Raw genomic sequence first — 13,670 nt, 5'->3', positions numbered from 1 at the left:
GGTTGATGATTGATGATATTTGTTGTTGTATTTATTTTTTACGGGCTTTCGCTGCTTCTTCTCTTGCTTTTTGAGCTTCCAATAACGCTCTTTCTCTTTCTTTCATGGCCTCTTTATGAGCTTCCATAGCTTCTTTATGCGCTTTCATGGCCACTTTGTGTTCTTCCATAGCTTTTTTTCGTGCTTCTAAAGCTTCTTTTCTGGCTTCCATCGCTTCTTTTTGAGCTTTTTCAATTTCCGGACGCATGCGTTCCATTTCAACTTTAACTTCGTCGGCTATTTTTTTAACGTCAATGGTTTCAACGATTTTTTTTCCGTCTTCGTTTCGGGTGGTAATAATAACTTTTTTATCGCCGTCCTGAATTATTTTAATCTCATCGGCACTGATAGTTTTACTGCCTTTGAACCCTTTTGGCCCTTTTTCTCCTTTAGTATTGTAAACATAAACGTTGTCTATGTTTTCAGAATCAATATCGCCCAGAATTTCTTCGGTTACTTTTTCTCCGTTAATCCAAACTTCTTTTTTAGTACCGTTTTGTTTGATCACAACATTTTTCTTAACCATTTTCGGAGCTTTAGGTGCTCTTGGAGCTCCGGGTGCATCAGGTGGGGCCGGTATGTCTTCTAAACCAGGTGCATCGGGTGGGGAAGGGATGTCTAAATCGTCTGTCCATGCAAAACCGTCTTCGTCACCTTCTACAATTACCTGTACTTCGTCACCATCTTCATTAAAATGTTTGATGGTTTTGATTTTCGCCAGGCCTTCTCTAGGTCCTCTTTCTTTTGGAAATCCAAAACCGATGGTTCCTTTACCGTTTTCATTTATTTCTTTGAAAAAACGTATAGGTTGAATTGGCGAATCACTTTCTGTATGTGACGTTCCTTTTCTGCCGTCTTTGTCTTTGTATTCTACTTTTATACCTGTAATTTCTCCATTGCTGTTTCTTTTGATTTTGGATACTTTCAAGGTAACGCCAAATTCGTTTTTGAGCATTTCGATATCTTTTTTAATATCGGATTCCGAAGAATTTTTATCGATTACAATGGCAACAATTTTGCTGTTTCTTTGCTGAGTTTCCACTTTTGGCAACGATTTTTCCTGAGCTAAAACCCTCATTTGGAACTGGAACATGAAGAAAGCCAGTAGTGGTAGCACCACGAAATACTTCCAAGCATTCTTCTTACTGGATTGATTTTTGTTTAACATAACGATTCGTTTTTTGATTAATGATTGATAAAATGGATTGGTGATTGCAATGCATTGCGACTGCATTGTGACTTTTAATAAGGTTTTCTGATAGCTTTTAATGTCGTCTACGTTTTTGGTAGCTTCGGCATCGGCAATAAATTCAAGGTTTTGCGCAATCGCTTTTTTGTACAGCCAAACAATCGGATTGAACCAGAACGCAATACAGAAAATCTGGGCAATCATCATGTCGAAAGAATGCTTTTGTGCGCTGTGAACCAATTCGTGCTGTAAAATGTTCTCCAGCTCGTCTTCTTTTAAAGCTGATGAATTGTAAACAATATAATTGAAGAAGGAAAAAGGTGATTGGACTTTCTCGGTATCAATTAAATAAAAATTACTGCGTTTGATGGCTTTTGGCTTTTCAATCAGGTTTTTGATGGCAAAACAATCCATTAAAAATTTAATGAAAAACAGACTGATTCCTATACCGTAAAGTACTAATCCCACCTGAAACCAATTCATTTCAAAAGCGGGTTCCTGAGTCGGAACATAATGATAAGCCTGAGAAACGGCATTATAGTGGTCCACCACCGGAACCGGATCTACCCAAATAATTTTAGTATAGGTGATGAAAGGCAGCACTAACGAGGTTATGAGTCCCGCCAGTAAAAACCATCGGTTCGAATTGAAAAACGTTTCTTTTCGAAGGAATACAAAATACGCCAGATAGAACACAGCTATCAAGGCACTCACTTTCAGCAGATAAATTCCCAAAGCTTCCATAGGCTTTATTTTTTCTGTTCGATCATTTCTAAAATCTCACGCAGTTCTTTCGCACTGATTTTTTCTTCCTTGGCAAAAAAGGAAACCATGCTCTTGTAGGAATTATTGAAATAATTTTCAATAGCAACGTTCATAAACCCTTTACGGTACTCTTCTTTAGTTACGATAGGGAAGTACTGGTGCGTGTTCCCGAACGCGTTGTGCGACACATAACCTTTCTCTTCCAGATTCCGGATTATCGTCGACAAGGTGTTGTAATGAGGCTGATCTTCAGTGATTTCAGCCAAAACTTCTTTCACGAAAGCTTTTTCGAGCTTCCATAAAATGTGCATTACTTCTTCTTCTTTGTTGGTTAACTTTTGCATGATGGTTTGTTTATTTATTTATTGTTTTTTGGGCGTTACCACAAGGCTCGGGCTATCCGCTGTATCTTTTTATTTGGTCATTTCGAGAACCTCAATGTTCAAATAAAAAGGATGCCGCTACAAACGTAGTTCACTGAACTCCTATTAAAAATAAAAATTAAGTGAAGTAATCCCTAACACAGAACAAACGTACAACTATATTTTTAGTTGTACAACTATTTTTGTAGTTGAATAACGAATTTTATAGTTTTGTTAACAAATTTGAGGAATGTAAAAGTATGAAATTATTTGATTATGAGGTTGTTAATTGTTTTCCTCAGCAAGAAGTTTTCGCAACCAAAAGGATAATCCTAAGGCAATTAGTCCTAAAGTACCCATAAATAACCAGTTGGCCTGATATCCCCATCGTCCGCTGATTTCCAAACCAACTTTAGCACTAAGAATGTGCGCCATACTGTAGCTCATTGTGAAAATGGCCATGTATCGGCCTTCATGACCTTTGGGAGCCCTGCTCATGGCAAATGAATTTGAAAATGGGAAAGCAAACATTTCTCCGAAAGTCATAAACAGCATCATGATAATCAATATTCCTGCCCAAACATTTATGAGTAACAAAAACATACTGATAATCATAAAAATCAATCCGAAAATAACGATTCGTACTTTATCAATCTGTTTTCTTTCCACATAACTCACAATGGCCATTTCAGTAAAGAAAATAATCAATCCGTTCATCATTAACAGCAAACCGCTCTGAAATTCATTTAAATTGAACTGCACTTTATGATACAGCGGAAGCGTGGTAAACAACTGGAAAAATAAAATCCCGGTGGTCATGCAAATGAAAAGGAAGATCCAAAACGGTGTATCGGTAAATACAGATTTATTGTCATTTTCGACACTTACAGCTTTATGTTCGGAGGTTTTTTCCTTTTCTTTTACCAATAACCAGAAAATCGAAATGGCTAGGATACAAGTCGCACCGTCTACCCAAAACAATCCTTTATACCCAGAACTTATAATGATCAAACCGCCCATTGCCGGACCGGCCGCAAAGCCCAAATTAATTGCCAATCGAACTAAGGTCAGCGCCCGTGTTCTGTTTTCAGGTTTAGCATAGGCACCGAGTGAAACGAACATGGCGGGGCGAAACATATCGGCAACAACCATAATGGAAAACATCCCGATACAAAGTCCTGTAAAACTCGTTATATATTGCAACAACACGAAGGCAATTCCACTGGTAAATAAGCTGAATATCATTATTTTATAAAACCCAAGTTTGTCGGACAATTTCCCTCCCAACCAAGAGCCTAACATTGAGCCAATACCAAAACATACCAAAATGGTTCCTACCTGACTATGGGAAAAATGTAAATCTTCTTTTAGATATTTAGAAAGGAAAGGCAGCACCATGGTTCCGGCTCTGTTGATGAATGTAATCAATGTCAGAATCCAGATTTCCCTCGAAAATCCTTTGAAGTTGTTAATATAGCGCGAAAAAGCCTGCTGAAGCATAGGAATGAGTTAAATGCAAATTTAAGAATCTTATTGCGCCGTTGGTTGTTAAATGAATGTGAATTTTTAACGGCGATTTTTTACTTACTTTTGCATAAAATAAGTCAAGATGAAAAAACTGTTTTTTACTTTTTTGTTTCCGATAATCGCATCAGCGCAATGCAGTGTAGGAAGTGCAAAATCTTTTCAGAATCAATTGAATAAAGAATACGCCGATGCAAAGGAAAGTCCGCTGAAAAAAACAGATCTGGAACATTTTAAAGCATTAGATTTTTATGCAATCGACATGGATTTCTGTGTGGAAGCAAAATTAGTCAAAACCCCAAAAGAAAAACCTTTTGCCATGAAGACAACCGGAACCCGCACTCCGCTGTATGTGAAGTATGGTGAATTGCATTTCACATTAAAAGGAAAAGCATGTAAACTGAGTGTGTTCCGAAATATCGAATTGTCAAAACAAGAAAAATACAAGAATCATTTGTTTTTACCGTTCACGGATTTAACAAGCGGAGTGGAAAGTTATGGAGGCGGTCGTTACATCGATTTAGAAGCATCCGAAAAAGAAACCCTAATGATTGATTTCAATCAGGCTTACAATCCGTACTGTGCTTATAATGAGGGGTTTTCGTGCCCGATTCCGCCAAAAGAGAACGATTTATTGGTAGAAGTGAGAGCAGGTGTGAAGAAGTTTCATGATTAACTTTTTGAATTTTTTTGAAACATATAAATCATTTAAGTTCTGTAAAAGAAAGAATTAGATTTTGAAAATTCTTATATGATTATATGGTAATTAAAAAATAGAATGAAATACAACATCCACACCCATAAAAGCACCAATCAGGACAACGTATTGGAAATTGTCAATCAGTATCCAAATGAATTTGATGATTCTGTAACGTACTTTTCCATCGGCATTCATCCTTGGTATATCGATGTGGATCGCGTTGATGAATATCTGCAGATTATTGACGAAAAGCTTCAGTTGAAAAACTGTCTGGCATTAGGGGAATGTGGTTTGGACAAACGTATCGAAACGCCATTGGAAATTCAGACGGAAATTTTCGAAAAACAGTTACACTTAGCGGTAAAACATCAAAAACCTGTAGTTTTGCACTGTGTTTCCGCCTATCAGGAAGTAATCGAAATTAAAAAGCGCTTAAATATAGAAGTTCCGATGATTATTCACGGCTTCTCTAAAAACTGGCAAGTGGCCAAATCGCTATTGGATAACGGTTTTTATTTGTCGTTTGGGAAATATTTGCTTCGTAATCCGGAACTTTCGACTGTATTTGAACAAGTACCGAATAACCGGTTTTTTCTGGAAACCGATACTATTGAAGAAGGCATCAATGATGTTTACATAAAAGCTGCATCAATAAAGAATATTGATGTGGAACAGATTATCGAAGATAATTTTAAGTTAGTTTTTAACCCGTAATGAACGAACGGTTTTTCGGCCGGAATCACATTGCACAAAATGTTTCAAAATGGCAGAATGGACAGAAAGAGCCGAATTATTATTTAAAAAAGAAGGATTAGAGAAGTTAAAGAATTCCAACGTATTGATTGTAGGCATGGGTGGCGTAGGCTCGTTTGCAGCCGAATTCATCGCGCGTGCCGGTGTCGGAAAAATGACCATTGTTGATGGTGATACGGTAGATATCACAAATATTAACCGACAATTACCGGCCTTACATTCTACCGTAGGACAACCAAAAGTTACGATTGTAGGCGATCGATTAATGGATATCAACCCCGAATTGCAATTGACCCGAATTCAGGAATTTTTATCACCGGAAAGAGCTTTCGAATTGGTTACCCCGGAATTCGATTATGTTTTGGATTGCATTGACAGCATCACCCCGAAATTAAATCTGATTTTGGCTGCCAAACGTAAAAAGGTAAAAGTGATCAGCAATATGGGCGCCGGAGGGAAATTACTGGCCAGTAAAGTTGTTGTGAAAGATATCAGTAAAACAGACGTTTGTCCGCTAGCGAAAGTAATCAGAAAACGATTGAAAAAAGAAGGGATTTCCACCGGAGTGAAAGCGGTTTTCTCCACAGAAAAGCCGGACCAATCCAGTTTAAAAATGACCGATGGAACAAACTTTAAAAAGTCATTCTTCGGAACGAATAGTTGGATGCCTGCTTTGTTTGGTTTGCACGCCGCCGAAACGGTGGTTAAACATTTGATAAAGAACTAAAAAAAGTCCCCGATAAAAACGGGGACTTTTTGTTATTGTACTTTTGTAGAATCTTTTACAGCCACAGGAATTTCTATTGGTTTGGCTTTTTCCACAATCGGGATGTAAATTTCAGTTACCCATTGCGATGATTTTCGGGTTTCGTTTACGCCGGTTTTATACACTTCAATGTATTTTCCGGATGGATTTTCCAGCCATTTGTGCTTCGCAATTTCTGCATAGGCTTTGTCCCAAGCTTCTTTACTGTGGGAGTAATCCCCTTTAAGCGTAGTTTTTAATGCCAGATACGAATAGAAACGTCCGCCTTCAATATCACTGCCTTCCGAGGTAAAAATCTCTTCCACAATCGGTAAACATGCTGAGAAAGTAACAATTCCGTTCGCGGTATCGTATTTGTCATAAATAGCGAAAGGTGCTCCGTTTAGGGTAATGTTATTGTCTTTTGCAAATTTCGTAATCTTACGGAACAGGATTCCCATGTTTTTGGTTAGAGTCGGAATCTTACAGGTAATCGTTTGCTTAATGTAGTATGTCCCAGATTTTCGGGTTAAACCATTAACGGTTACCGAATAATTTTTTAGTTCACCTACTAAAATATTATCAATGTTAGCTAATCCTTTTTCGAACATTGGTGCCATCATGTTTTCGGCTCCGCCACTAAAGAACGCGAAAAACTTCATCATGAAATCCATCTTTCCTTTCATTCTCCAGGTAACTTTTGTGCCGTTTCCGGATTTCTGAAAACCCCAGATAATGTCATTAGGCTCGCTGTCTTCGAAATATATTTTCTGGAAGATACTGTCGTTTTCAATGGTTTTAACGGTATTCATTTTCCCTTTACCGTCTTTTCCTGTCCAGGAATAGGAAGCGCCCAAACCTTTCGTTTTATCGGTATATTGGTATTGAATGGATTTGTCTTCTTCGGCCCAAGGTCCCCAGTCTTCCCAATTTTTATAATCGTCAACGTAATTATATAATATAGGTTGCGGAACATTGATGACCTTGCTTCGCTGGATGTCAAAATTCCCGTTTTGGGTTCCTATATAAACCGAAACTGCTATGGCAGCAAGTAGTATGAGTAGAAATATGTATTTTACAATTCGCATAATCTGGTGCTAATTATGATAATTTTCAAATATAAGACTATTTATTCTTTCAGGACCAACTTGATTATAAATAAAATTCCTATAAAAAGAAGGAAGAAAAAAAGTATCCACAAACTGCCTTTATAATGGATTTTGTGTAGTGCCAAATCTTTACGGTAAACGTAAATCATGACTGCAACAAAAACGATAACAAAGAAAATAGCAAAATACAGCTGACCTGTTGAAAACATAGTTGGAAATTTTATACAAAATTAGTTTTTTTGAGGATTCTTTTTGCTTAATTTCCTTTCAAATTTTTAAGAATATGCAAAAACAACTTAACGCAGTTAAAGAATTTCATGATGCTTTCGGTTTGGGAGTACGTTTTGAACCAAAAGGACATTTGGGTGAACAGGTAAACCTGCTCCGTTTTAACCTTATGAAAGAAGAAAATGAAGAATATCTGGAAGCGGTTCAGAATGATGATTTGGTTGAAATTGCCGATGCTTTGGGCGATATGCTGTATATCTTATGCGGTACGATTCTGGAGCACGGATTACAACATAAAATTGAAGAAGTTTTCGATGAAATTCAACGCAGTAATATGAGTAAGTTAGGCGAAGACGGAAAACCTATTTATCGGGAAGACGGAAAAGTAATGAAAGGCCCGAATTATTTTAAGCCGAATTTTGAGGAAATTTTGAGATAAGCGTTCAGTAATCAGTGTTCAGTATATAAGTAAACTGAACACTGACTACTAAATACTGCAGACTATATTTTTACTGTCCAGCCGAAAGTGTCTTCTGCCAGTTTGTATTGAATGTTTGTCAGTTTTTCTTTAATTTCACCTGCAAATGAATTTTCCATTTTTGGTAATTCATAATAGGTATCCTGATAAGAGAATCCTGCAATTGGATTCACCACCGCTGCGGTTCCTGCTCCGAAAATCTCTTTTAAGGTTCCGTTTTTAGCAGCTTCTACTATTTCAGAAACCAAAACCGGACGCACTTCAACTTTAATTCCGTCACGTTGTGCCAATTCAAGAATACTTTTTCGGGTAATTCCATCCAAAATACGCTCGCTGGTTGGCGCTGTGTATAAGGTATCGTTAATTCTGAAGAAAACATTCATGGTTCCGGCTTCTTCCAACATGGTATGCGTTGCATCGTCTGTCCAGATGATTTGCTGAAAGCCTTTATCATTCGCTAATTTTGTTGGATAAAATTGTGCTGAATAGTTTCCTGCCGCTTTTGCTGCACCAATTCCGCCGTTAGCAGCACGACTGAAATGATCAGCGATAACCACTTTTACTTCACCTGAATAATAAGCACTGGCCGGTGAAAGAATTACGCAAAAACGATACTGATTGGAAGGGGAAGCGATTACGCCATGTCCCGTTGCAATCATGAACGGACGAATGTATAGCGAATTTCCTTTCCCTTTTTTAACCCATTCTTTTTCAATTTCAATCAGCTTTTTCAATCCGCCAATGAAAACTTCTTCAGGAACTTCCGGCATAGCCAAACGAACGGCTGATTTATTGAAACGCTCAAAATTCTGATCCGGACGGTACAGCCAAATATCATTGTTATCGTCTTTGTAGGCTTTCATCCCTTCAAAAATGGCCTGACCGTAATGAAAAACCCTTGAGGATGGATCCATAGTGAACGGTTCGTAAGGCTTGATTTCAGGTTCTCCCCAAACGCCGTTGTCATAATCACAAACCAACATATGGTCAGTGAAGATGTTTCCGAATGATAAGTTGTCAAAATCAACCGAAGTTATTTTTGATTCTTTTGCAGTAACAATTTTAATGTTGCCTGTAGCTGTTAATTCCATTGAATAAAAATTAGTATTTAAAAACACTAAATCGCTGTTTATTAGAGAATTCGGAATTTTTGAATTCCCAATAAACCTGTTGTGTCATTGCAAATCTAACAAAAAAATACACGTTTTTTAACATCAGATTAAAAATAGCATAATTGATTACGGAATTGCCAATTTGTTTTTGAATATTCAAAATTTGACTTTAAAATGTTATTTTTTAATGGAATAACCGGAAAAAATCGGTTGCCCGTTTTGTCAATCGATTTTAATTTGTTTCTTTGGAATTCAAAATTATAAAGACAAAAATTAAAGAATATGAAAAAAGTTGTTGTTTTTGCCGTAATGGCTCTTGCAGTTGTAAGTTGCAATAAGAAACAGGAAGAAGCTAAAATTGCGGAAGCACCAAAGATGGAATATGCTGTTTTTGGTGACAGTATTTCAGCTGCGGATGCACTAACTAAAGAAGAAATGTTTGCCAAATTTAAGGATTTAAAAGAAGGCGATACTTTAAATGTGAAGTTCAAATCGGATATTAAAGAAGTCTGTCAGAAGAAAGGTTGTTGGATGTCAATGGATTTGGCAGATGGAAAAGAAACCTTCGTTAAATTTAAGGATTACGCCTTTTTTGTTCCGATGAATGCCGGTAAAAAAGAAGCAATCGTTAACGGTAAAGCGTTTGTGAGCATTGAATCAGTGGAGGAGCAAAAACATTACGCGAAAGACGGCGGAAAATCGCAAGCGGCAATTGACAGTATCACAACTCCGAAAGTTACCTATTCTTTCATGGCTGACGGTGTTTTAATCAGTAAATAATGAAAAAGACGATAGTATTGCTTCTGACTTCACTATTGTTGCTGTCGTGCAATAAAAAGGAAGAGGTTAAAGAGGAAGTTAAAAATGAAGCTGCCGGGAAAAGTGATTTCAAGATGTATGAAATGTCTGAAATGGCGGCTTTGATGGAGCAGATGTATGTTGACAATCAGCGTTTAAAAGAACGAATCAAAAAAGGTGATACTATCGGGCAGTTTCCGCAGCATTTTATGAAGATTCATAAAGCGGTGATGACCGATGAAAGTGAAAATGACGATTTCTTTAAGGAACAGGCAGCGAAATTCATTGAAGCTCAGGAATTGATTTACAAGGATCCAAAAAATGCCAAAGAACATTTTAATAATGGAGTAGATGCTTGCTTGAAATGTCATGAAGTAAAATGTGGCGGACCGATTCCGAGAATTAAAAAACTTTACATAGAATAACGTTGAAACGAAGAATTATTCAAACGGAAGACGGCTCTTCATCTTTATTAATGGAAGAGTGGGGGGAAACCTATCATTCCAGACACGGAGCCATTCAGGAAGCGAAACACGTATTCATACAAAACGGACTGTCACTTTTTAAGGAACAGTCCGTTGCTGTTTTAGAGATTGGTTTTGGTACGGGGTTAAACGCTTTTGTGACTTTATTGGAAGCCGAAAAGTTACAACTGAAGATTGATTACACCGGTGTGGAAGCTTATCCGATTTTGCCGGAAGAAGTCGAAAAACTGAATTATGTGTCGCAACTTAATGTTAGTCAACACGATAAGGAATTTCAGTTATTGCATTCCTGCGAATGGGGCGTAAAAACTGTGGTTTCAGACGATTTCACTTTAACAAAAAGGCAACAATATTTTAACGAAATAAGTGACAAAAACTGTTTTGATTTGATTTACTTTGACGCATTCGGATTTCAATACCAACCTGAGTTGTGGACGGTGGGGATTTTCAGAAAAATGTTCGAAGCATTAAAACCGAACGGAATACTGGTTACCTATGCCTGCAGAGGCACTGTGAAAAGAGCAATGATTGAAGTTGGCTTCACTACAGAAAAATTATCGGGCCCACCAGGAAAACGTGAAATGCTTAGAGCTGTTAAAAAGTAATTATTATGTTAAAATTATGTGATATATATTTAATGTTAATAAATAATTAATTCAGAATTAAATAATAATAAAATTTTTTTAATAAATTTACTAAGCGTTCTTACCCTAAACCAATTAATAGTTACAATTATGTCAAGATCTATGTATGCTTACACCAAATCTATTTTAGAGCGAGTAAGTTTCGACCCAATATTATTTTGTAAAGAATTGGAAAAAGCCGTTAAAATTCTGTTGCCTTATGAGTTAGAACAATTAACAGAATGGCTGTTAAGTTTTACAAAAGAAAAACCCGAATTACGACAATGTTTAATTTATGTTAACGAATAATACACTGAAAGGAGCTTAGGCTCCTTTTTTTATGGGAAGACTTTTGTGGGATTACGAAAAATAAAATAATTAAAATGTAAGTATTTTAACGGCAGTTTTGAAAGAAAAACGCTTTTAATCGAAAAATATTGCATTTAATCGATAAATTTTTGCTTTTTTTCTTTGTGGTAAAAATGTTTTTAATTAATTTTACTCAACGTTCTTACCTAGTTAACCAAAAATACTGATTGATTATGCCGCGAATGATTTATGATTACACAAAATCGGTGCTTGAAAGAGTGAGCTTTGATCCTTTGCTTTTTATGAAAGAACTTAAAAAAGCAATTAAGAGTTTATTACCTTATGAAATTGAACAACTGACCAATTGGCTGAAGTATTTTACTTCTGAAAAGCCGGAACTGCGACAGTGCTTGATTGTCATAAATGAAAATTAACTATATAACCCTACCTAAAACTTAACCCAAAATAAAAGGAGCTTCGGCTCCTTTTATTTTTTCCCCAAAGGGCTGATGATTTGTACATTGTGAAAGGCAATTGCACCCTTGACCACTCCGGAAATAGTAGCTCTTAAAGCATCTATTATGTGCATTTTAAGTTCGCTTTTCGGATAAATTAAACTGACTTCACGAGCCGGTCGCGGTTCTTTAAAATGGCGTAGCTTTTCTTTGTTTTTGTCGCTTAAATCCAAAGTGTGTAAGTAGGGAAGCAGTGTAACACCTAAACCTTCATCGGCTAATTTAATCAAGGTTTCAAAACTTCCGCTTTCTATTTGAAAACGGCTGTCGTGGTTTGCGTTGGCATTTTTGCAAAGGTTTAAAATTCCGTCTCTGAAACAATGTCCGTCCTGAAGCAGCAATATGTTGTCTAAATCCAAATCATCCACTTCAATTTCGGCTTTGCTCATATTTTGATGATTTTCAGAAAAATACCCCACAAACGGCTCATAATACAAAACGATTTCTTTGATATTTTCTTCTTCCAAGGGCGTGGCAGCAATGGCAGCATCTAAATGGCCGCTTTTCAATCGCTTAATGATTTCTTCGGTATTATGTTCTTCAATGACCAGATGTATTTTAGGATATTTTTTGATGAAATTATTCAGGAACATTGGCAAAAGTGTAGGCATTATTGTAGGAATGATGCCGATTTTAAATTCTCCACCGAAATACCCTTTTTGTTGGTCTACAATATCTTTAATTCTATCCGATTCATTTACGATATTTTTAGCCTGAGAAACAATTTTCGCACCGATTTCGGTTAATTGTATCGGTTTTTTGGTTCGGTCAAAAATCTGAATATCCAGTTCTTCTTCCAGTTTTTGAATTTGCATGGAAAGTGTAGGCTGGGTAACAAAACACTTTTCGGCAGCCAAAGTAAAATTTTTATGTTCTGCAACCGCTAAAACATAATACAATTGCGTGATAGTCATTGAATAAATATTTTCGATAAAATTATAAAATCTATCAATTTAACTTATACTTAGCAGCTGTTTTTTTTTAATAATTTTGCATTATAAATAAATCAAAAGCGTAAAAACATGAAAACGAATAGCTTAGGATTGCCTGTGAAAGAAACGAAAATTCTGATTGCCGAATTGAATATATTGTTGTCGAATTTTCAGATTTATTATCAGAATTTAAGAGGATTGCATTGGAATATCCGCGGAAAGCGTTTTTTTGATCTGCATTTAAAGTTTGAGGAATTGTATAACGACAGTCAGCTAAAAATAGACCTGATTGCAGAAAGGGTGCTTACGCTGGGCGGTACACCATTGCATACGTTTGATGATTATGTGAAAAACAAGCAAATTAAAGTTGGTAAAGATATTTCCAATGATGAAGTTGCGATTCAATTGATAATTTCGTCGCTGACAGAACTGTTGAAAATCGAACGCGTTATTTTAAAACAAGCGGCAGAAATTGATGATGAAGGAACGAATTCGATGATGAGTGATTTTATTAAAGAACAGGAAAAAACGCTTTGGATGATGAAAGCTTGGACGGAAGAAGAAATTTAATTCGTTACTGTGTAATACGAATCGGGCAGTACTATTAAATTAATCATAATTTATTTTCTGCCCGAATTTTAATTTTCTACTTTCGCAACATGAAAATTCTAGTAAACATAGTTTTATTACTTTTTATCACTTTTTTGGCGACGCCCACAATTGTAGGCATGTTGAAAAGTGATACGGATACTTCTGTGGTTTACTCTTTTTCGGAAGAAGAAGTTCATAAAGAGATAAAAGAAATTCCAGCGAACATTGAAGGTATTCTTCAGGTTCCGGTAGTTTTTAATACTCCAAAAGCTACTGCAATAAATACAGAAAATGAACTGAAGCACGATAATGCCTCTGAAGAAATTTTCTCCCCTCCACCCGAATTGTCGTAATACATTTTAAAGTAATCATTTTGATTATTTTCAAATACGTATTTGTATTTGAAGTATTAA

The 13,670-nt window shown here is 36.3% G+C and carries 17 protein-coding genes; 11 read left to right on the top strand and 6 right to left on the bottom strand.

The window, feature by feature from the left end:
- Positions 1-31 precede the first annotated feature (31 nt).
- The 3 genes from FCR2A7T_RS14890 to FCR2A7T_RS12835 form a co-directional block, all read right to left on the bottom strand.
- A complete protein-coding gene (locus FCR2A7T_RS14890) occupies positions 32-1,972 on the bottom strand; it encodes a M56 family metallopeptidase (protein ID WP_023571735.1) in 1,941 nt (646 codons plus the stop codon).
- Between the two features lie 5 nt (positions 1,973-1,977).
- Positions 1,978-2,337: a BlaI/MecI/CopY family transcriptional regulator gene (locus FCR2A7T_RS12840; protein ID WP_023571734.1), complete on the bottom strand. Its 360-nt coding sequence runs from the start codon at positions 2,335-2,337 to the stop codon at positions 1,978-1,980.
- Between the two features lie 303 nt (positions 2,338-2,640).
- Positions 2,641-3,855, bottom strand: coding sequence for an MDR family MFS transporter (locus FCR2A7T_RS12835; protein WP_023571733.1), 1,215 nt, complete (start codon positions 3,853-3,855; stop codon positions 2,641-2,643).
- 109 nt (positions 3,856-3,964) lie between these two features.
- Between FCR2A7T_RS12835 and FCR2A7T_RS12830 the strand changes: the two genes are divergently transcribed.
- The 3 genes from FCR2A7T_RS12830 to FCR2A7T_RS12820 all read left to right on the top strand — a co-directional run bounded on the left by FCR2A7T_RS12830 (position 3,965) and on the right by FCR2A7T_RS12820 (position 6,059).
- Positions 3,965-4,555: a DUF1684 domain-containing protein gene (locus tag FCR2A7T_RS12830; protein ID WP_023571732.1), complete on the top strand. Its 591-nt coding sequence runs from the start codon at positions 3,965-3,967 to the stop codon at positions 4,553-4,555.
- Positions 4,556-4,657: 102 nt separating this feature from the next.
- Complete coding sequence (locus tag FCR2A7T_RS12825) at positions 4,658-5,293, top strand: TatD family hydrolase (protein WP_023571731.1); 636 nt, start codon at positions 4,658-4,660, stop codon at positions 5,291-5,293.
- A 49-nt stretch (positions 5,294-5,342) separates the two neighbouring features.
- Entirely contained in the window at positions 5,343-6,059 is a 717-nt protein-coding gene (locus FCR2A7T_RS12820) for a tRNA threonylcarbamoyladenosine dehydratase (RefSeq protein ID WP_023571730.1), read from the top strand.
- A gap of 32 nt (positions 6,060-6,091) precedes the next feature.
- Here the strand turns inward: FCR2A7T_RS12820 and FCR2A7T_RS12815 are convergent, their stop codons facing one another.
- Positions 6,092-7,165, bottom strand: coding sequence for an SRPBCC family protein (locus FCR2A7T_RS12815; RefSeq protein ID WP_023571729.1), 1,074 nt, complete (start codon positions 7,163-7,165; stop codon positions 6,092-6,094).
- Between the two features lie 304 nt (positions 7,166-7,469).
- Between FCR2A7T_RS12815 and FCR2A7T_RS12805 the strand changes: the two genes are divergently transcribed.
- Positions 7,470-7,853, top strand: a complete 384-nt coding sequence (locus FCR2A7T_RS12805; protein WP_023571727.1) for a pyrophosphohydrolase domain-containing protein — start codon at positions 7,470-7,472, stop codon at positions 7,851-7,853.
- Positions 7,854-7,915: 62 nt separating this feature from the next.
- Here the strand turns inward: FCR2A7T_RS12805 and FCR2A7T_RS12800 are convergent, their stop codons facing one another.
- Entirely contained in the window at positions 7,916-8,983 is a 1,068-nt protein-coding gene (locus FCR2A7T_RS12800; RefSeq protein ID WP_023571726.1) for a branched-chain amino acid aminotransferase, read from the bottom strand.
- A 303-nt stretch (positions 8,984-9,286) separates the two neighbouring features.
- On the opposite strand from FCR2A7T_RS12800, the gene FCR2A7T_RS12795 reads away from it, so the two are divergent.
- The 5 genes from FCR2A7T_RS12795 to FCR2A7T_RS15335 all read left to right on the top strand — a co-directional run bounded on the left by FCR2A7T_RS12795 (position 9,287) and on the right by FCR2A7T_RS15335 (position 11,653).
- Positions 9,287-9,784 (top strand): DUF4920 domain-containing protein, encoded by a 498-nt coding sequence (locus FCR2A7T_RS12795; protein ID WP_023571724.1) that lies wholly within the window; start codon positions 9,287-9,289, stop codon positions 9,782-9,784.
- Positions 9,784-10,227, top strand: a complete 444-nt coding sequence (locus FCR2A7T_RS12790) for a hypothetical protein (RefSeq protein WP_035118461.1) — start codon at positions 9,784-9,786, stop codon at positions 10,225-10,227. The genes FCR2A7T_RS12795 and FCR2A7T_RS12790 overlap by 1 nt, the downstream gene beginning before the upstream one ends.
- A 2-nt stretch (positions 10,228-10,229) precedes the next feature.
- Positions 10,230-10,892 (top strand): tRNA (5-methylaminomethyl-2-thiouridine)(34)-methyltransferase MnmD, encoded by a 663-nt coding sequence (gene mnmD, locus FCR2A7T_RS12785; RefSeq protein WP_023571723.1) that lies wholly within the window; start codon positions 10,230-10,232, stop codon positions 10,890-10,892.
- A gap of 129 nt (positions 10,893-11,021) precedes the next feature.
- A complete protein-coding gene (locus tag FCR2A7T_RS12780; RefSeq protein WP_035118459.1) occupies positions 11,022-11,219 on the top strand; it encodes a hypothetical protein in 198 nt (65 codons plus the stop codon).
- 233 nt (positions 11,220-11,452) lie between these two features.
- On the top strand, positions 11,453-11,653 hold the full coding sequence (locus FCR2A7T_RS15335; RefSeq protein ID WP_035118456.1) for a hypothetical protein: 201 nt from the start codon (positions 11,453-11,455) through the stop codon (positions 11,651-11,653).
- Positions 11,654-11,706: 53 nt separating this feature from the next.
- Here FCR2A7T_RS15335 and FCR2A7T_RS12770 read toward each other — a convergent pair whose 3' ends face one another.
- Positions 11,707-12,648 carry a LysR substrate-binding domain-containing protein gene (locus tag FCR2A7T_RS12770; RefSeq protein WP_023571720.1) on the bottom strand — a complete coding sequence of 314 codons (942 nt, stop codon included), beginning with the start codon at positions 12,646-12,648 and terminating at the stop codon, positions 11,707-11,709.
- Between the two features lie 108 nt (positions 12,649-12,756).
- On the opposite strand from FCR2A7T_RS12770, the gene FCR2A7T_RS12765 reads away from it, so the two are divergent.
- Positions 12,757-13,236: a Dps family protein gene (locus tag FCR2A7T_RS12765; protein ID WP_023571719.1), complete on the top strand. Its 480-nt coding sequence runs from the start codon at positions 12,757-12,759 to the stop codon at positions 13,234-13,236.
- 89 nt (positions 13,237-13,325) lie between these two features.
- Positions 13,326-13,610, top strand: a complete 285-nt coding sequence (locus FCR2A7T_RS12760) for a hypothetical protein (RefSeq protein WP_023571718.1) — start codon at positions 13,326-13,328, stop codon at positions 13,608-13,610.
- The last annotated feature ends 60 nt before the right edge of the window (positions 13,611-13,670 follow it).

The organism is Flavobacterium cauense R2A-7 (genome assembly GCF_000498475.1).
GTDB classification, from domain to species: domain Bacteria; phylum Bacteroidota; class Bacteroidia; order Flavobacteriales; family Flavobacteriaceae; genus Flavobacterium; species Flavobacterium cauense.
The sequence above is the reverse complement of the archived record's forward strand: the minus strand, read 5'-3'. Positions and strand labels throughout refer to the sequence as shown.